Below are 17,211 nucleotides of genomic sequence, written 5' to 3' on the forward strand. Positions count from 1 at the left end.
GCTCAGCCTGCCTTTCGCTTCGCGAAATTGTCTGTCACGTCGCGCATGAGATGCACGAAGACATCTTCAAGCGTGGGGGACGCCTTCAATGTGCGCAGGCCAGATTGCTCGATGACCTCATCCACCGTGCCGCGGGCGAGAAGCTTGCCATAGGCGAGGTAGCAGATCTTGTGGCAGCGTTCGGCCTCGTCCATGTAGTGGGTGCTAACGAGAACGGTGAGACCTTCGGCGGCGAGCGCGTGAATCTCGTCCCAGAAATCGCGCCGGGCCTTGGGGTCGACGCCCGCCGTCGGCTCGTCGAGCAGCAGGAGCTTCGGTTTGTGCATGATGGCGGCGGCGAGTGCGAGGCGCTGCTTCCAGCCGCCCGACAGGTTGCCCGCAAGCTGATGCGAGCGGTCGGCGAGGTTCAGCTTTTCCAGCGTTTCCTTCACGGCGCGTTTCGGTTTCGCAATGCCGTAGATCGAGGCGACGAATTCGAGGTTTTCGCGGATCGACAGGTCCTCGTAGAGACTGAAGCGCTGGGTCATGTAGCCTGTCTCGCGCTTGATCGCCTCGCTTGCGCTCAGAACATCATGGCCGAGGCAGGTGCCTTCGCCGCCATCCGGCGTGAGCAACCCGCAGATCAGGCGGATGGTCGTCGTCTTGCCGCTGCCATTCGGCCCCAGAAATCCGTAGATCTCGCCGCGCGCGACCTGCATGTCGAGACCATCGACGACCTTCGTGCCACCGAAGCTTTTGGTGAGGCCGCGCACATCGATGGCGAGTATCGCGCTCATTAGGTATCACTCCGGCGAAGCGGGGGGCAGGGAGACCGTGACGGGCTTGCCGGGATGAAAATTCTCCGGCGCCGCATCGGGCACGGCTTCGGCCATATAGACGAGTTTTTCCTTCGATCGGTCGCTATAGATCACGGGTGGGGTGAACTCCGCCTCTTTCGAGATGAAGCGGATGGTGCCGGTGAGTCCTTCCGGGCAATTGGAGCAGGCGAGGCGGACGGGCCGGCCTTCGGAAATTTTCATGAGATCCGCTTCCGGCACGAAAAAGCGGATCTTGATATTGCCGGGTGGCAGCAGTGTCACCACCGGCTGACCGGCCGACGCCATTTCGCCTTCGCGGAACAGCACGTCCTGCACCAGCGCGTCGGAAGGTGCATGGCCTTCGCGCCGGGCGAGACGCCATTTTGCCTGATCGAGTGAAGATGCGGCGACGAGCATGGCAGCGCCCGCGCGGTCGCGCCTTGCGCGGGCTGTGTCAACCTCCGCTTGCGCCACGTTGCGCGTCGTGCGCAGGTCAAGTTTCCGTTTCAGTTCGAGTTCGGCTTCGTGGAGAGTTGCCTTTGTTTCGGCAAGCGTTGCCTCCGCCGCATCGCGCGCAAGCTCTTCGGAACGTTTTTCAAGGCGGAAGAGGAAGGCGCCCGCCTTCACGCGGTCGCCGCGCCTGACGGCGACTTCCTCGACAATGCCGCCTTCCATGGCGGCGACGCGCACATAGTCGCCCTCGGCATAGCCTTGCCAGGTGTTTTCCGGCGCGTCGTTGCAGGCGGCAAGAAGGAGCGCGGCCAGGCAAACGGAGAGGAGGGAATGGAGGCGCATCGCTTACACCTCCCTTTCCGCTGCGAGGCCGCGCCGGACGAACTCCGCATGAGCGGTAAAGAAACCGTCGGGGTCGAATTGCGGAAGCTTGCCGAACGTATTTCGCGCGATGGTATTGAGAAGGATGGGAAAGACGATGGCCTGCACGGCGGCGTTCACGTTGCAGGTCCGGAACTCGCCGCGCGCAATGCCGCGCTCAATGATGCGGCCGAGACTGGTAAAGCCGCGCAAGATCACTTGGTCGCGGTAGAAGTCGCGGATTTCCGGAAAGTTCTTCGCTTCCGACAGGATGATCTTTGCGAGCGAGGGAAGCTGGGTATCCGTTGCGATCTCGCGGAACTTGGCGATGACGAAGTCCAGCAGCACGGCGCTCGGCCCGTCATAGGCGGACAGCAGAGCCTCCATTTCCTCGAAGCGGGGCGTGGCGATATCCCGGACGATGGCGGCGAAGAGGTCGGCCTTGCTCTCGAAATAGAGGTAGATCGTCGCCTTGCTTACGCCGGCACGCTCCGCCACGTCCTCAAGCCTTGCTGCCGCAAAGCCGCGCTCGGCGAAAATATCGAGGCCGGCCGCCATGATTTCGGCGGGGCGGGCTTCCTTGCGGCGCTGGCGTTTTGGCGATTGCGGGGCCATTCAAGCCTCATTTAATAACTGACCAGTCAGTTATTAAATGAGATGCGGGGAGTGGTCAAGCGGATTGCGCCGGGCTTGCGAAGGAGCGTCTCAGGTGCCGGAAGGGCCGCGCTCGTCATTCTCCGGCGGGCGCGCGCCGAGCTTCTCGCCCTCGAGAAAGCGGGCGCGGCGTTCGGCCTCGATCCTGGCGCGCTTTTTCTCTGCCCCCGTGCGCCCGAAGCGGACCCGGTTCGCGGCGGCGGCCTTTTCCTTTTCCTGCTTCGCCGCGCGCTTCTTTTCGTCGCGCGACGTTTTCTTGAAGGAAGAGAAATTAACTATATTTCCGCCGTCCGAATCCATAATTTGCCTGCAAGCTGGCGATGCGGCACCGGGGCCGCTTGGGTCGTCCGGGAATCCTAGGCCAAAGAACGGCCTCGGGAAACCGGCGGCGCGCCCTTATTCTTCTGACTGCCGCGCTGGAGATGGTGTTGAATTCGATCCTGACCTATATCGCGGGGCTGCTCGTCGCATTGCTCTTCGCGGCGCTGGTTGGTCCGAGCCTGATCGACTGGAATCAGTTCCGGTCGGAAATCGAGGCGCAGGCCTCGCAAGCGACCGGGCGGCAGGTGAGAATTGCGGGCGATATCGATTTCCGTATTCTGCCGGCGCCGCAGATGACGCTGAACCGTGTTCGCGTGAGCCACATCGCGCAGCAGAGCGCACTTCCCTCCGATCCAGATTTCGCGAGCTTCGAGGCAATCAACGCGGAAGTCGCGCTGGCGCCGTTGCTCAGCGGCGACATCAAGGTCACGAGCGTGGTCGTCGTGCGGCCGCAAATCAATCTCGAAATCCTGCCGGACGGCACGCCGAACTGGGGTGGCATCGACATCGCCGGGCGCATTCCCGCGAATGGCATGTTCTCGCTCGCCTCGATCAGCCTCGATCGCGCACGCTTCGAGAATGCAACGATCAATTACAGCAACCGGAGCAATGGCCGCCGCTGGACCGCGGAGCAGGCTAGCGGCGAGATCGTCGCCTCATCCTTGCTTGGGCCGATGCGCGCGGATGTGGAGACTGTCTTTTCCGGCGTGCCGGTGGCGATGCGCCTCGGCCTCGGTGCGTTCGGCGGCCAAAAGGCGTTTCAGATCACATTCGATGTCGAGGCGAAGAACTATCCCGCGCAGTTCCTTTTTTCCGGCGTTGCGACGGAGTTTTCGCTGGCGGCGCGGCTGGATGGCAATGGCCGGCTGCGGATCGGCGAAGCAGGGCAGGGCAGCGACACCGCTCCGCTCCGCATCGACGCCGGCATGGTCGTCAATGCGCGCCGCGCCGATTTGCGCAATCTCACGATCGCATCCGAAGGTGCAACGCTCACCGGCGCCGGGCAGGTGCGTTGGGAAGGGCGGCCGCGATTCACGCTCGATCTTGCCGCAGAGAGTTTTTCCTTCGACGCGCTGCTCGATTCCTTCAACGTCCGCAGCGAGAGCGGTGAACCAAACCTTGTTGACCGGTTGCTTGCCTTGCCCGTTCCCGAAGGAGTGGATGGCAGCCTGAAATTCAATGCCAAGACGCTTCTGGTGCGCGATGTTCCGCTGCGCGAAGTGGTACTTGATGCAGCGCTGAAGGACGGCGTCATCGAACTGGGACGCGCTGCCGCCGAACTTGGCGGCGCGACGGAAGTGGAACTCACCGGCAAGGCGTCCAATGCCGCCGAAGGCATGCGCTTCATCGGCAACGGAGAAGTGCGCAGCGGCAATGTCGTGGCGCTTGCGTCATGGCTGGCACCGGCCACGAATGGCAAGACGGCGGCGAGGCCGGGCGGGCAGGCACGTCCCTTCTCGGCCCGGTCGGGGCTCGAACTTCGCTCGGGGCATTATCTCTTCAACGGGATTGAGCTTGCCTATGCGCCAAATCTGACCGTGCCGGCTCTTCGCGGAAATCTGTCCAGCGAAAATATTGACGGGCGTCCATTGATCCGCACCGATCTCGACATCGGCCAGTTCGATTTCGATCCGCTGATCGCCCTGCTTGCCGGTGGCAGCGATCCATTCGCCTGGTTCGATGCCCGCGACATCGCGCTCACGCTCAATGCCGAAGCGATGACGATTTTCCGGCAGGCCATGAATGGCGTGGATGCGGAAATGTCGCTCCGCTCCGGCAGGCTTGCGATCTCCCGCTTCTATGTTGCGGATATTTCCGGGGCGTCGCTTGCGCTGACGGGCGATCTCGACGGCGTGACGGCGGGAACGCGGCATGATGTGAAGGGCAGGTTCAACGGGTCGATCAAGGCGGATCGCTTCGGCGGTCTTCTCGCGATAGGCGGTTTCGACGTGCCGGATATGGAAGGTCCGGTCGATCTCGTCGTGAACGGATTTTCGGGCGAGGCCGATGACAGCGATCTGCGCGTCGATACGATGACGCTGCAGGGCACGTTGCGCGGCAGCCGCGTGGACGGAGTATTGAAGCGGCGGCACGGGCCTGCGGGTGGCGTTGACCGGCTGGAAATCTCCGGCAACGCCGCGAACGGGGAAGGGCGCATCCTTCTCGAACAGCTTGGCCTCTCGCCGCGCGAAGATCTGCCGGGCGCTGGTACGGTCTCCGTTCAGCTCAATGGGGACACCGGCGGCACTTACGATTCAAATTTCCGCGTCAATGTCGGTGGCACGACGCTGACTGCGCGCGGCAAGGTCGAAGCGCCCTTCGAGGCGATCCGTTTCACAGGCCGGGCGGATATTGCGGCGTCCGGCGTGATGCATGTGCTGGGCGGCTTCGGCGCGCCGGAAGGGCTAGCGCATTGGGTTGGCCGGCAGGCGGCAGGCCCCGGATTCGTCTTCTCGTCCAAAGTCGTCTGGGACAAGCAGCGCCTCGCGCTTTCCGATCTCGAAGCGATTGCAGGCAGTTTTCGCCTTCTGGGGGAGGCGGTCTGGACGGAAGCAGAGGGTGAGGCGCTGCCGCGGCTCACCGGCAAGCTCGATGCGAATGGCATCGACCTCACGCCGCTCATCGGCAGCGGCGAGGCGGCCGTTTGGCCCGCGCATGCGCTCGACTGGTCGGCGCTCGGCGCGCTCAATGCGGAGGTCGATCTGAAAGCCGGGAGTCTGGTGCTTGGCCGGTTGTCGGCGGGCAGCGTCGCGACGAAGATTTCGCTCTCGCATGGCGTGTTGACGGCATCACCGCTCACCGGCGATTTCGCGCGCGGGCGGCTTTCGATCGGTGCGCGGATCGAAGGCGGCAAGGGTCAGCCAGGTGTCGGTCTCACGGTGCGGCTTGAAAATGCCAATTTGCGGCAGGCATTGACGCCGCCGCTTGGCGGCTCGCCCGGAGGCGGCCGTATCGATCTCGAAGCAGAGCTGCAGGCGCAGGGCCGGAGCTGGCTTGCGCTCGTTTCCTCGATGAGCGGACGCGTGGACGCGAAGCTCACCGATCTCAGGCTGTCCCCGCTTGATCTTCCGGCTTTCGGTGCGGCGCTGGGCGACCTCTCGTCGATCGAGGCGTTCCCGGCGCTTGTCGAGGAGGAGCTCTTCAAGGGCGAGACCGGCGCACAGGACCTCGAACTTCTTTTCGAGACGGATGACGGCGTGTTGCGCGTGACGGGCAAGGACATGACGCTCGAGGGCGGCAATGCCGTGCTCGATCTCGTTTACGATCTGCCGCGTCTTGCCGCCGATGCGGCGATGTCCGTCAATCTCGATGTGCCGCAAGGCGCGCCGGGCTTCATCATCGCCGGGACGAGCCGGGCGGGCCGGATCGACGTGCAGACCGACATGCTCGATCTGCAGAATTTCGTCGCGCGTCGCATTCTCCAGCGCAGTGTCGATGATGCAGGTGCGGTTGTGCCGCGGGAACTGCGCGATCTGATGGAGCTTCCGGCGCCGCCGGCAGGTGGCGCGCCTGCCGCACCGCTGCCCATGCCGCGGCCCGCCGCGACCTAGGGTTCCACCCGGCAGGTGGCGGCTTTCGCCTGTGCCGACTTCAGCACATGAACGCGAATGGCGGATGAGAGACTGCCCTTGCCGTCCCGCGCGACGTCTATGCGCCGGACGAGTTCGTTCACCGATGTCTTTTCGGAGCAGGCGAGCTCCTTGAGCGCATTCCAGAAGGGGCGCTCGAGCGAAATCGAGGTACGGTGGCCGGCGATGGTCACCGAGCGCTTGACGTCTTCGATGTCATCGCCAGCCATCTCGTTTCTCCGGTTATTCCGGTGCGATCATCTTTTCGGGGCGGACGACGGCGTCGAATTCCTCATCCGTCACATAGCCGCCGCCGACCGCCTCCTCGCGGAGGGTGGTGCCGTTCTTGTGCGCGGTCTTGGCGATCTTCGCGGCATTGTCGTAGCCGATCTTCGGCGCGAGCGCCGTGACCAGCATCAGCGAGCGTTCGAGCGCGGCCTTGATGTTGTCCTCGCGCGGCTCGATGCCGAGGACGCAATTATCGGTGAAGCTTACCGCCGCATCGGCCATCAGCCGCACGGACTGCAGGAAGTTGTAGGCCATGACCGGGTTGAAGACGTTGAGTTCGAAATGGCCCTGGCTGCCCGCGAAGGTGAGGGCGGCGTGGTTGCCGAAAATCTGCACACAGACCTGCGTCATCGCCTCGCACTGCGTCGGGTTCACCTTGCCCGGCATGATGGAGGAGCCGGGCTCATTTTCCGGCAGCGAGAGTTCGCCGAGGCCAGAGCGCGGGCCAGAACCGAGGAAGCGGATGTCATTCGCGATCTTGAAGAGCGAGGCCGCGACCGTGTTGATCGCACCGTGGCTGAAGACCATCGCGTCATGCGCGGCGAGCGCCTCGAACTTGTTGGGTGCGGTCTTGAATGGCAGCTTGGTGATGGCGGCGACATTTTCCGCCACCTTCTCCGCAAAGCCGATGGGGGCATTGAGGCCGGTGCCGACGGCGGTGCCGCCCTGCGCGAGCTCCATCAGCTTCGGCAGCGTCTGTTCGATACGGGCAATGCCGTTTTCGACCTGCGCCGTGTAGCCGGAGAATTCCTGACCGAGCGTCAGCGGTGTCGCGTCCTGCGTGTGGGTGCGGCCGATCTTGATGATGTGGTTCCAGGCCTGCGCCTTGTCGTTCAGCGCATTGCGCAGCTTCTGCAGCGCGGGCAGCAGGCGATGGTGGATTTCCTCCGCACAGGCTATGTGCATGGCCGTCGGATAGGTGTCGTTCGACGACTGGCTCATGTTCACGTGATCGTTCGGATGGACGGGCTTCTTCGAACCCATCTCGCCGCCCATGATTTCGATGGCGCGGTTCGAGATCACTTCATTGGCGTTCATGTTGGACTGTGTGCCGGAGCCCGTCTGCCAGACCACGAGGGGGAAGTGTTCGTCGAGCTTGCCCTCGATCACTTCCTGCGCTGCCTGCACGATGGCCTTGCCGATTGCGGGATCGAGGCGGCCAAGCGCCATGTTTGCTTCCGCCGCGGCACGCTTCACGATGCCGAGCGCGCGGACCACCGGAAGGGGCTGCTTTTCCCAGCCGATCCTGAAATTGCCGAGGCTGCGCTGCGCCTGCGCGCCCCAATATTTGCCGGCATCCACTTCGATGGGGCCGAATGTATCGGTTTCGGTGCGGGTCTTGGTCATGTCGCGCTCCAGAAATGCCGCCCGGCAGGGACGGAAAGTTCGAATGGGCGCCGGTTTAGCATGTGGGGTGCGGCCCGCCAAGGCGGGCGGGAGGCACGGCCGGGGTGCTATTTCTTGCGGAAAGCGTCGAGGCTCACCACTTCGCCTGCGGTGCCGGCGGCAGGGGCGTCTTCGGCCGGCTTCGAGGCTTCCGTTGCCTTGTCTTCGGCGACATTTGAGCCGGCGCTGACGCCTTCCACCTGGAACTGCAGGCCGAACTGGACGCTCGGGTCAAAGAAGCCCTGAACAGCCGAGAAGGGCACGACAAGGCGCTCGGGGATCTTGTTGAAGGTCAGGTCGACCGAGAAACGCTCGTCGTTCACTTCCAGGTTCCAGAACTGGTGTTGAAGAACAATGGTTATTTCTTCGGGGTATTGCGAGCGGAGCTTTTCGGAAACTTCTACGCCCGGCGCATCCGTGCGGAAGGAAATGTAGAAATGATGCTCGCCCGGCAGGCCCTGGTCGCGTGCGATCTTCAATGCGCGGCGGACGACGCCGCGGAGGGCGTCCTGTGCCAGCACATCATATCGCATCAGGTCTTCGGCCAATTTGGGCTCCCGTCGAGTTGAATTTCATTAATGAGGATTCAAGCAGCGTTTGGCCGGGAAATCCAGACGAAGGCGGCCGGGAGAGCCGCATTTCGCCCGGTTTCCGGTCTTTGTGGCGTGAACGACGCAGCCCGAACGGGCGGGCGGCGGCAAGACCGTGCTGGCGCCGCCGCCCATTTCCTCAGTTCGTGGCGTAGATCCTCGCCGATGTCGCCCGGATGAAGACGCCCTGTCCGATTCCGAGTTCGCTGCCGCTATAGAGTTCGCGCGGTACCTCCGCCTCGATGCGAGCTGCCCTGCCTTCGACGGAGAGCTCGACGGTGACGGTGGGGCCGAAGGGGCGCACGGCGCGGATGACGGCGGGAACACCTTCCGCCCGCTCGCGCGAGACGATCTCTATTTCATGGGCGCGGACATAGGCGAGTGCCGGCCCGGAATAGTCGCCATCACCTTCGAGCGGGAAGGCGCTGCCCAGCACATCCGCCTCACCGTCCTTCGCCGTCACCTCGAAGCGGGCGACGCCGCCGAGGAATTCACAGACGAAAGGTGTGGCAGGTTCGTCGTAGATTTCCGACGGTGTACCGACCTGTTCCACGCGGCCTGCGCGCATGATGACGACGCGGTCGGCGAGTTCGAGGGCTTCTTCCTGGTCGTGCGTCACGAAAACGGTGGTGAGGCCGGTTTCGGTGTGAAGTTCGCGGAGCCAGCTTCTGAGTTCCTTGCGGACCTTTGCGTCGAGCGCGCCGAAAGGTTCGTCGAGCAGCAATACGCGCGGCTCGATGGCAAGCGCGCGGGCCAGCGCCACGCGCTGGCGCTGGCCGCCGGAGATCTGGCTCGGAAAGCGCTTTTCGAGGCCGCCCAGCTGCACGAGGTCGAGCAGGCGGCGGACACGGCGCGCAATTTCTCCCGCGCGCGGGCGCTCCTCGCGCAGGCGGACGCGCAGGCCGAAGGCGACATTGTCGAAGACTGTCATGTGCCGGAAGAGGGCATATTGCTGGAAGACGAAGCCCACGCGGCGATCGCGGAGCGAGAGCACGGTCGCATCTTCGCCGTCGAAACGGATCGTGCCTTCTTCAGTGGCGGTTAGCCCCGCAATGGCGCGCAGCAGCGTCGTCTTGCCGGAGCCCGAGGGGCCGAGCAGCGCCAGCAATTCGCCGGGCTTCACGGTGAGCGAGACATTCTCCAGCGCGGCGAAACTCCCGTAGGACTTGCCCAGCTCCTCGATTTCGATCCTGACCGGCGTGTGCCGGCGTGCTTCATTCAGTTGCACGATGCCAGCCCCTTTAATGACTGCCGCCGGTCGCGGCAATTTCACCACTGTACCGCCATTCGAGGATGGATTTGAGGACGAGGGTGACGAGGGCGAGGAATGCCAGGAGAGAGGCAACCGCAAAGGCGGCAACGAAATTGTATTCATTGTAGAGGATCTCCACATGAAGCGGCATGATGCTGGTCTTGCCGCGGATATGTCCTGAAACAACAGAGACGGCGCCAAACTCACCCATGGCGCGTGCATTGCAAAGCAAAACGCCATAGAGCAGCGCCCATTTGATGTTGGGCAACGTCACTCGGAAGAAAGTCTGAATGCCCGTTGCGCCGAGTGAGAGAGCGGCTTCCTCGTCGCCCCTGCCTTGCTGTTCCATCAGCGGAATGAGCTGACGGGCAACAAAGGGAAAGGTGACGAAGATAGTGGCGAGCACGATGCCCGGCACGGCGAAGACGATCTGGTAACCATTCGCAATCAACCAAGGGCCGATGAAGCCGTAGGAGCCGAAGAGCAGGATATAGACGAGGCCGGAGATCACCGGCGACACCGAGAAAGGCAGGTCGATCAGCGTGATCAGGAAGGACTTACCCTTGAACTCGAATTTCGCGATCGACCAAGACGCGACAAGACCGAAAACGAGATTGGCAGGGACTGAAATCGCAGCGACGAAAAGAGTCAGGCGAATGGCGGAAAGCGCATCCGGCTCCACCAGCGCGGCGAAGAAAGGTTCCGTGCCGCGGCGAAAGGCCTCGAAGAAGACGGCCGCAAGCGGCAGGAAGATCATTGCAACGATGAAGGCGAGGCCGATTGCGATCAGCGTGAACTTCACGAGCGGCGTTTCGGTGACCGGCGTGCGGAAGAATGGCCGCGGCGCAGGCGACGGGCGCGAGGGAATGCGCGAGGCGTCGATAGCGAGAGGATCGTAGGACATGAAAAACCTCCTCAAGCCTGAATGCCGGTGCGGCGGCGGTTCCACGCCTGCAGCAGATTGATGAGAAGCAGCAGCACGAAGGAGATCACCAGCATGATGGCGGCGATTGCCGTTGCGCCCGCATAGTTGAACTCCTCCAGCCGGATCACGATCAGGAGCGGCGCGATTTCCGAGACATAGGGAATGTTGCCTGCGATGAAGATGACCGAGCCGTATTCGCCGACGCCGCGCGCAAAGGCGAGCGCAAAGCCTGTGAGCAGCGAGGGCAGAAGCGCGGGCAGGATCACTTTCACGGCAGTCTGAAGCCGCGTTGCGCCCAGCGTGGCGGAAGCTTCTTCGAGTTCCTTGTCAAAATCGGCGAGCACAGGCTGCACGGAGCGCACGACGAAGGGCAGGCCGATGAAGATGAGTGCGACAATGATGCCGAGTGGCGTATAGGCAACCTTGATGCCGAGCGGCACGAGCCAGCTGCCGAGCCAGCCATTCGGTGCATAAAGCGCGGTGAAGGCGAGGCCCGCCACCGCCGTCGGCAGGGCGAAGGGAAGGTCGATCGCCGCATCGAAAAGGCGTTTGCCCGGAAAGTCGTAGCGCACCAGCACCCAGGCGGCGAGAAAACCGAAGACGACATTCACGCCGGCGGCGATGAGGGCCGCGCCGAAGGAAAGTTTCAGCGCAGCGACAGTGCGCGGGTCGAGCGCCAGCCTCCAGAACTCTTCCCAGCCGAGCCCCGCCGATTTGATGAACACGCCTGCAAGCGGGATCAGAATAACGAGGCTCAGCCAGGTGAGGGTGAGGCCCATCGTAATCCCCCAGCCCGGCAGGACGGAAGGCGCCGGGCGAAGCGATTTGGCAAAGGTGTTCATCTGGGTTGCTCCGCCGTCGGATTGGTTTAGCGCCGGCCCGGCCGGTAAATCTGGTCGAACACGCCGCCGTCGCCGAAATGCTCGGGCTGCGCCTTCACCCAACCGCCGAAGGTGCCATCGACGGTGAAGAGCTTGACGCTCACGAAGCGCTCCGCATCTTCCTTCGCGGCATGCTCCGGATGTCGCGGGCGGTAATAATGTTTGGCCGCAAGGCGCTGGCCTTCGGGCGAGTAGAGATATTCGAGATAGGCTTCCGCCAGCTTGCGCGTGCCCTTGCGGTCGGCATTCGCATCGACGACCGTCACAGGCGGCTCGGCGAGAATGGAAATCGAGGGAACGACGATCTCGAACTGGCCGGGAAATTCCTTCTGGGCGAGGAATGCCTCGTTCTCCCAGGAGATGAAGACATCGCCGATGCCGCGCTGTACGAAGGTGGTCAGCGAGCCGCGGGCGCCCGTGTCGAGCACGGGCACGTTCCTGTAGATCTGGCCGACGAATTCGCGCGCCTTGGCGTCGTCACCGCCATTTTTCTCAAGCGCATAGGCATAGGCCGCAAGATAGTTCCAGCGCGCGCCGCCGGAGGTTTTCGGGTTCGGCGTGATGACCTGGATGCCCGGCTTTGCGAGATCGCTCCAGTCCTTGATCGCCTTCGGGTTGCCCTTGCGAACTAGGAGAACGATGGTCGAGGTGTAGGGCGAGGAATTGTCCGGGAGACGCGTCTGCCAGTCCTTCGGCAGGAGACCGGAATTCGCGACTTCATCGATGTCGCCGGCCAGCGCCAGCGTCAGCACATCTGCCTGCAACCCGTCGATCACCGCGCGGGCCTGCTTGCCCGAGCCGCCGTGGGACTGTTCGAAGGTTACGGTCTCGCCGGTTTCCTTCTTCCAGTGCGCGGCGAAAGCATCGTTGTAGTCGCGATAGAACTCGCGTGTCGGGTCGTAGGACACGTTGACGATGGCTGTTTGGGCATTGACCTCGAAGGTCGTGCCGAGAAGGAGGGCAAGTCCGCCCAGAAGCAGCGCGGAGCGCCGGGTCAAATTGGTAAAGGTCATGTCAGTCTCCGTTATACCTTTTGTCGATCAAAATAGTAGTGTTTAAGGTCAAAATTTTTTCCCAGTCTCAGGCGCCGATTGCCGCTTTCAGTCCGGCAGCGTCCGATCCGGTTGCGTCGGCAAGCGTCATCCCGTCGAGGATTGCGGCCGCCGCGTCTCGGACTTCCCGCATCGTCTTTCGGACGGCGCAGGCCTTTTCGTCCCGGCAGTCGGCGCAGCGCCGGTAGCCGGTCAGGCTCGCACAGGGAATAGGCGCCAATGGCCCATCCATGATGCGAATGATCTGGCCGAAGGTAATCGTATCGGCCGGTTTCGCGAGCGCATATCCGCCCAGCTTGCCGCGCTGGCTGCGAACGAGGCCGTTCTTGCGCAGCTCAAGCAGGATCAGCTCCAGAAACTTCCGGGGCACGTTCTGCCGTTCCGCTATGTCCGCTGCCTGCAGCAATTCACCCTCATCCTGGGTTGCGAGCGCGATCATTGCCTTCAGCGCATATTTGGCTTTCTGCGACAACATTCTCTATCTACCGAGTAGGGTATGAAGGAGGTGGGGGCTCGTCAAGCGAAATTCCACAGAAATTTACTCACTTGAGTTTAAATAACGTTTCACAAGTGTGCTTTATGCATGGCCAAGCTGCCGCTTGGAGCATAGGCGGATTCGCGCGGCAAGGGGCGGCGTCGCAGAGACTGCGAGCCGGAGGAGGAAAAATCAAAGGGGAGGGAAAAGGTGCAGGTTTCTGTTGCCAGGTACCTGCGAACCCCGCCTTACCCGGCTAAAGGCAAGGACTTCAATCGAGGTTGTCGCACTGCTTACGCAGCGAGACGCGCCTCAGCATAGTTGTCGTTGGCAACTATAAAACGGCCCGATGACGGCGGAACCATGCCGGGCAAAAAGACTGTCTTTACACCCTCGTCGATCCTGTTTCGCCCCCAGGAAACCCTGCCGCGACAGGGAGGAATCTGGTGGAGGCGCCGGGTACTGCCCCCGGGTCCGAATGGTTTATTGCACAATCCGTTTATCGCCATAGCCGGACGGAGAACCGCCAGCACCCTCAATATAGGGCGTACCGGCAGGAATTAAAGCCCTATCGGCATTCAACCGGCAGGCAGGTTTTCCCGGAACAGACGGATGACATTGTCGCCCATCACCTTGAAGATTTCCTCCTCGGTGAAATCCGCCTTGCGCATCTCCTCCGTCAGCACGGCGATTTCCGATGTGTCGAAATCGGTGCGGACGGCGCCGTCGTAATCCGAACCGAGGCCGACGTGATCCACGCCCAGCAGATCGATCGCATAACGGATGGTGCGTACCACGTTGGCCGGGCTTGAATCGCAGATCGCACCGGGCCAATAGCCGATGCCGATGATGCCGCCCTTTTCGGCGATGCGTTTTGCAAGGTCGTCCTCGATGTTGCGCGGGCTGTCGCAGGCGCCGCGAAGCCCGGTGTGGGAAAGGACGATCGGTTTGGTGGCAATCGCCAGCACATCTTCCACGACGGCGGGCGAGGAATGGGCGACGTCGACGGTGATGCCGAAGCGTTCCATTTCGCGGAGTGCTTCCTTGCCGAAGTCGCTCAGGCCCTCGCCGGTGGTGCCGTGAAACGAGCCGCCGAGTTCATTGTCGAAGAAATGATGGAGGCCCATCAGCCGGTAGCCCGCGGCATGGAGCCGCTCGACATTGGCAATCTCGCCTTCGAGCGGGTGCGACCCTTCGATGCCGAGAAGACCACCGATCTGTCGCGAACCCTCTTCGCGGGAGGCGAGAAGCGCATCGAGATCGGCGCGGCTGCGGATGATGCGCAGCGTTTCCGGCGCGCGGCGTTCCGCATCTTCGAGTTTCCAGGCCTGATAGAGCGCGCGTTCGAGCAGGCTGTCCCAGGTGCGCGCTGGCCAGCGCTGCGCCATCAGAAGCCAGGGCAGTACGTCGGAGCCCGCCTCATTGCTCTCGTAGTTCTGGCCGAAGGGCACCTTGGTGACGGCGGTGAAGACCTGCAGCGCCACATTGCCTTCGTCGAGACGGGGCAGGTCGACATGCCCGCGCGAGGCGCGTTTCAGCGGGTCGCGCGCCCAGAGCAGCGTGTCGGCATGGAGATCGGCGATGACGAGGCGCTGGTGGAGGGCGCGGGTTTCCTCGCTGATTTCGTAAGGCTCATGCGGGGTAACGCGGTTGATCTGGCCCTCGACGAAGCCGGGCAGCAAGGCGAGGGCGAGAATCACCACGAGAACGAGGAAGATGGCGAGGCCGATCAGGAAGCGTTTCATGGCGTTTCATCCGGTCATGTCTCTTGTTGAGGGCATTCTGGCGCGGGTGGCGGCAAGCCGCCAGTTTTTCCCCTGTGGATAAGTGACTGCTCCGGCATTTTGCGGCGGCGGTGGCAAGGCAGGGCAGCTTCGCGCTAGACTGATATCATTCGAATCTCAGGGCAGACCCATGCAGCAATATCTCTACCTTCTGCGACTTGCGCGCGACAAGGGCGTGACCAAGACCGACCGCACAGGCACGGGCACACGCAGCATTTTCGGGCATCAGATGCGCTTCGATCTGTCGGAGGGCTTTCCGATGGTCACGACGAAGAAGCTGCACACGAAGTCGATCATTCACGAGTTGCTGTGGTTCCTCTCGGGCGACACGAATACCCGCTATCTGAAGGCTAATGGCGTCAGCATCTGGGACGAGTGGGCGGACGAGAATGGCGAGCTCGGGCCCGTCTATGGCCATCAGTGGCGCTCATGGCCGACGCCCGACGGCGGCAAGATCGACCAGATCAAGAACCTGCTCGACCAGATCAAATCGAACCCGGATTCACGCCGCCTTATCGTCTCGGCATGGAATGTGGCCGATGTCGACAAGATGGCGCTGCCGCCCTGCCACTGCCTGTTCCAGTTCTATGTGGCGGAAGGCAAACTCTCCTGCCAGCTTTACCAGCGCTCGGCAGACATTTTCCTCGGTGTGCCCTTCAACATTGCATCCTATGCGCTGCTCACCATGATGGTGGCGCAGGTGACGGGGCTCGAAGCGGGCGAATTCATCCACACGTTCGGCGATGCGCATCTCTATCTCAATCATCTGGAACAGGCGGACAAGCAGCTTTCGCGCGACCCGAAGCCGCTGCCGCGCATGATCATCAATCCGGATGTGAAGAGCCTGTTCGATTTCACCTTCGAGGATTTCAAGCTCGAAGGCTATGAGGCGCATCCGCATATCTCCGCGCCTGTTGCGGTCTGATGCGGCTTCGCCAGCGCGTGATTGCCGGGCTGCTCATTCTCGCCGTTCTCCTGCTCGCGGTATTTTCCATGTGGATCATTCTTCTGCGCATGCGGCCGATCGATCCCGAAATGCTGCGCGCGCCGGCTTTCTCGCAGATTGAAATGTTCGATGTCGCGGTGGCCACATGACGGTGCATGTCTCTTTCGTCGTGGCGATTGCCGATAATGGCGTGATCGGTAACGACAACGGGCTGCCGTGGAGACTCTCAAGCGACATGGCTCACTTCAAGCGCGTGACGATGGGAAAGCCCGTCATCATGGGCCGCAAGACATGGGAGTCGCTGCCGCGAAAGCCTTTGCCGGGTCGGCCCAATATCGTCGTCACGCGCGATCCGGCCTATGCGGCGGAAGGGGCGGAAGTCGTGACCGGCACGGAAGCGGCGCTCAAGCGAGGGCTCGCGCTTGCCAAGGAAACGAGCGCCGGTGAAGTGGCGGTGATCGGCGGCGCGCAGCTTTATGCCGAAATGTTCGATCATGCGACGCGGCTCTACATCACCGAGGTTCATGCCGAGCCTGAAGGCGATGTGAGTTTTCCCGCCTTCGACATGTCGCGGTGGCGCGAGGTGTCGCGCGAGCGGCATGAGGCAGGCGAAAAGGACAGCGCGCCTTACTCGTTCGTGCTTCTGGAACGGCATGGCTGACACAAATTTGACGGCTGGTCAGAATTGACGCCGCGCGATTGAGTTCGGGCAATAGCGCTCCCATAGTCTTCATCCGCCATGCAGGCGGAAAGATTTTCCGGGGAACACATGAAACTCGCTACCGCTCTTCTTCTTTCCCTCGCCCTGGTCTGTGGTGCCGGTGCCGCGCGAGCGTCGGAAAGCGACGCGGCGGTCGCGGAAAGGACTGCCATGCTCGACGCGCGAATGGAAATCGCCGATCTCGTCAACAACTGGGCCCTTTTTCGCGATCAGGAGAAGTGGGACGAACTCGCCGCCATCTTTCATGAAGAGGGCACGATTTCGCTGAGCTGGTTTGCCGGGCCGCATGATGGTTTCATTGCGGCATCGCGACAGCTTGCGGCGCGGAGCGGTGCGCTGCTCAAGCACTATATCGGTGTGCCGCGCATTCGCGTCGAAGGCAGCCGCGCGCTGAGCGAGGTCAATGTGACGATCATGGTGCGCGCGAAAACACCGGCCGGCGAGGTGGATACCACGTCCTATGCGCGTTTCATCGACCGGATCGAAAAACGAGATGACGCGTGGCGTATCGTGCAGCGAGTGGCGGTCTACGAGAAAGACCGCGCGGACCCGGTGGACCGGGCGTCGCTGCCAGATGCGGTTTTCGAGGGGATGGAGAAATATCCGGCGGAACTGAAATTTCTCGCCGCGAGCCTCGACAGGAGCGGTATTCCGCTTTCGCCTGTGACCGTTCTCGACAAAAGCCCGGAACTGGCGGCGCTTCATAAGGAAAACGAGGCCTGGCTCACCGGGCGGTAGAAGCGTCATTTCCGCGCCG

18 protein-coding genes and 1 other RNA gene are annotated in these 17,211 nt (G+C 62.5%); 5 read left to right on the forward strand and 14 right to left on the reverse strand.

Translation table 11 applies throughout. From position 1 onward, the window contains the following. Positions 1–2: 2 nt before the first annotated feature. The 4 genes from ACK4FH_RS09380 to ACK4FH_RS09395 form a co-directional block, all read right to left on the reverse strand. Positions 3–776, reverse strand: coding sequence for an ABC transporter ATP-binding protein (locus tag ACK4FH_RS09380; protein ID WP_409812950.1), 774 nt, complete (start codon positions 774–776; stop codon positions 3–5). A gap of 6 nt (positions 777–782) precedes the next feature. Further along, positions 783–1,592: an HlyD family secretion protein gene (locus tag ACK4FH_RS09385; protein ID WP_409812952.1), complete on the reverse strand. Its 810-nt coding sequence runs from the start codon at positions 1,590–1,592 to the stop codon at positions 783–785. 3 nt (positions 1,593–1,595) lie between these two features. Next, positions 1,596–2,225, reverse strand: coding sequence for a TetR/AcrR family transcriptional regulator (locus ACK4FH_RS09390; RefSeq protein ID WP_409812953.1), 630 nt, complete (start codon positions 2,223–2,225; stop codon positions 1,596–1,598). A 90-nt stretch (positions 2,226–2,315) separates the two neighbouring features. Further along, positions 2,316–2,564: a DUF4169 family protein gene (locus ACK4FH_RS09395; protein ID WP_409812955.1), complete on the reverse strand. Its 249-nt coding sequence runs from the start codon at positions 2,562–2,564 to the stop codon at positions 2,316–2,318. A 128-nt stretch (positions 2,565–2,692) separates the two neighbouring features. On the opposite strand from ACK4FH_RS09395, the gene ACK4FH_RS09400 reads away from it, so the two are divergent. Next, positions 2,693–6,136, forward strand: coding sequence for an AsmA family protein (locus tag ACK4FH_RS09400; protein ID WP_409812957.1), 3,444 nt, complete (start codon positions 2,693–2,695; stop codon positions 6,134–6,136). Here the strand turns inward: ACK4FH_RS09400 and ACK4FH_RS09405 are convergent. The 10 genes from ACK4FH_RS09405 to ACK4FH_RS09450 form a co-directional block, all read right to left on the reverse strand. Continuing rightward, positions 6,133–6,384: a ribbon-helix-helix domain-containing protein gene (locus ACK4FH_RS09405; RefSeq protein WP_409812959.1), complete on the reverse strand. Its 252-nt coding sequence runs from the start codon at positions 6,382–6,384 to the stop codon at positions 6,133–6,135. The genes ACK4FH_RS09400 and ACK4FH_RS09405 overlap by 4 nt on opposite strands. Positions 6,385–6,397: 13 nt before the next feature. After that, complete coding sequence (fumC, locus tag ACK4FH_RS09410; RefSeq protein WP_409812961.1) at positions 6,398–7,789, reverse strand: class II fumarate hydratase; 1,392 nt, start codon at positions 7,787–7,789, stop codon at positions 6,398–6,400. Positions 7,790–7,896: 107 nt separating this feature from the next. Then, positions 7,897–8,376, reverse strand: a complete 480-nt coding sequence (locus ACK4FH_RS09415; RefSeq protein ID WP_409812962.1) for an SspB family protein — start codon at positions 8,374–8,376, stop codon at positions 7,897–7,899. A 181-nt stretch (positions 8,377–8,557) separates the two neighbouring features. Beyond that, a complete protein-coding gene (locus ACK4FH_RS09420) occupies positions 8,558–9,607 on the reverse strand; it encodes a sulfate/molybdate ABC transporter ATP-binding protein (protein ID WP_409815228.1) in 1,050 nt (349 codons plus the stop codon). Between the two features lie 52 nt (positions 9,608–9,659). Next, positions 9,660–10,574, reverse strand: coding sequence for a sulfate ABC transporter permease subunit CysW (gene cysW / locus ACK4FH_RS09425; protein WP_409812963.1), 915 nt, complete (start codon positions 10,572–10,574; stop codon positions 9,660–9,662). Between the two features lie 11 nt (positions 10,575–10,585). Next, positions 10,586–11,437 carry a sulfate ABC transporter permease subunit CysT gene (gene cysT, locus ACK4FH_RS09430; RefSeq protein ID WP_409812964.1) on the reverse strand — a complete coding sequence of 284 codons (852 nt, stop codon included), beginning with the start codon at positions 11,435–11,437 and terminating at the stop codon, positions 10,586–10,588. Positions 11,438–11,463: 26 nt separating this feature from the next. After that, positions 11,464–12,489 carry a sulfate ABC transporter substrate-binding protein gene (locus ACK4FH_RS09435; RefSeq protein ID WP_409812965.1) on the reverse strand — a complete coding sequence of 342 codons (1,026 nt, stop codon included), beginning with the start codon at positions 12,487–12,489 and terminating at the stop codon, positions 11,464–11,466. A 67-nt stretch (positions 12,490–12,556) separates the two neighbouring features. Further along, positions 12,557–13,003: an RrF2 family transcriptional regulator gene (locus ACK4FH_RS09440; protein ID WP_409812966.1), complete on the reverse strand. Its 447-nt coding sequence runs from the start codon at positions 13,001–13,003 to the stop codon at positions 12,557–12,559. A gap of 209 nt (positions 13,004–13,212) precedes the next feature. Next, positions 13,213–13,572: a transfer-messenger RNA gene (gene ssrA / locus ACK4FH_RS09445) on the reverse strand. A gap of 9 nt (positions 13,573–13,581) precedes the next feature. Next, a complete protein-coding gene (locus tag ACK4FH_RS09450) occupies positions 13,582–14,748 on the reverse strand; it encodes a dipeptidase (protein ID WP_409812968.1) in 1,167 nt (388 codons plus the stop codon). 169 nt (positions 14,749–14,917) lie between these two features. Between ACK4FH_RS09450 and ACK4FH_RS09455 the strand changes: the two genes are divergently transcribed. The 4 genes from ACK4FH_RS09455 to ACK4FH_RS09470 all read left to right on the forward strand — a co-directional run bounded on the left by ACK4FH_RS09455 (position 14,918) and on the right by ACK4FH_RS09470 (position 17,192). After that, entirely contained in the window at positions 14,918–15,712 is a 795-nt protein-coding gene (locus ACK4FH_RS09455) for a thymidylate synthase (RefSeq protein ID WP_409812969.1), read from the forward strand. Next, a complete protein-coding gene (locus ACK4FH_RS09460; protein WP_409812970.1) occupies positions 15,712–15,882 on the forward strand; it encodes a hypothetical protein in 171 nt (56 codons plus the stop codon). Before ACK4FH_RS09455 ends, ACK4FH_RS09460 begins: the two co-directional genes overlap by 1 nt. Positions 15,883–15,884: 2 nt before the next feature. After that, the gene (locus ACK4FH_RS09465; RefSeq protein ID WP_409815231.1) at positions 15,885–16,394 is read left to right on the forward strand and encodes a dihydrofolate reductase; all 510 of its coding nucleotides are present in this window, start codon (positions 15,885–15,887) and stop codon (positions 16,392–16,394) included. A 108-nt stretch (positions 16,395–16,502) separates the two neighbouring features. Beyond that, on the forward strand, positions 16,503–17,192 hold the full coding sequence (locus ACK4FH_RS09470; RefSeq protein ID WP_409812972.1) for a nuclear transport factor 2 family protein: 690 nt from the start codon (positions 16,503–16,505) through the stop codon (positions 17,190–17,192). The last annotated feature ends 19 nt before the right edge of the window (positions 17,193–17,211 follow it).

It is taken from the genome of Parvibaculum sp. (assembly GCF_046297875.1).
GTDB lineage: Bacteria > Pseudomonadota > Alphaproteobacteria > Parvibaculales > Parvibaculaceae > Parvibaculum.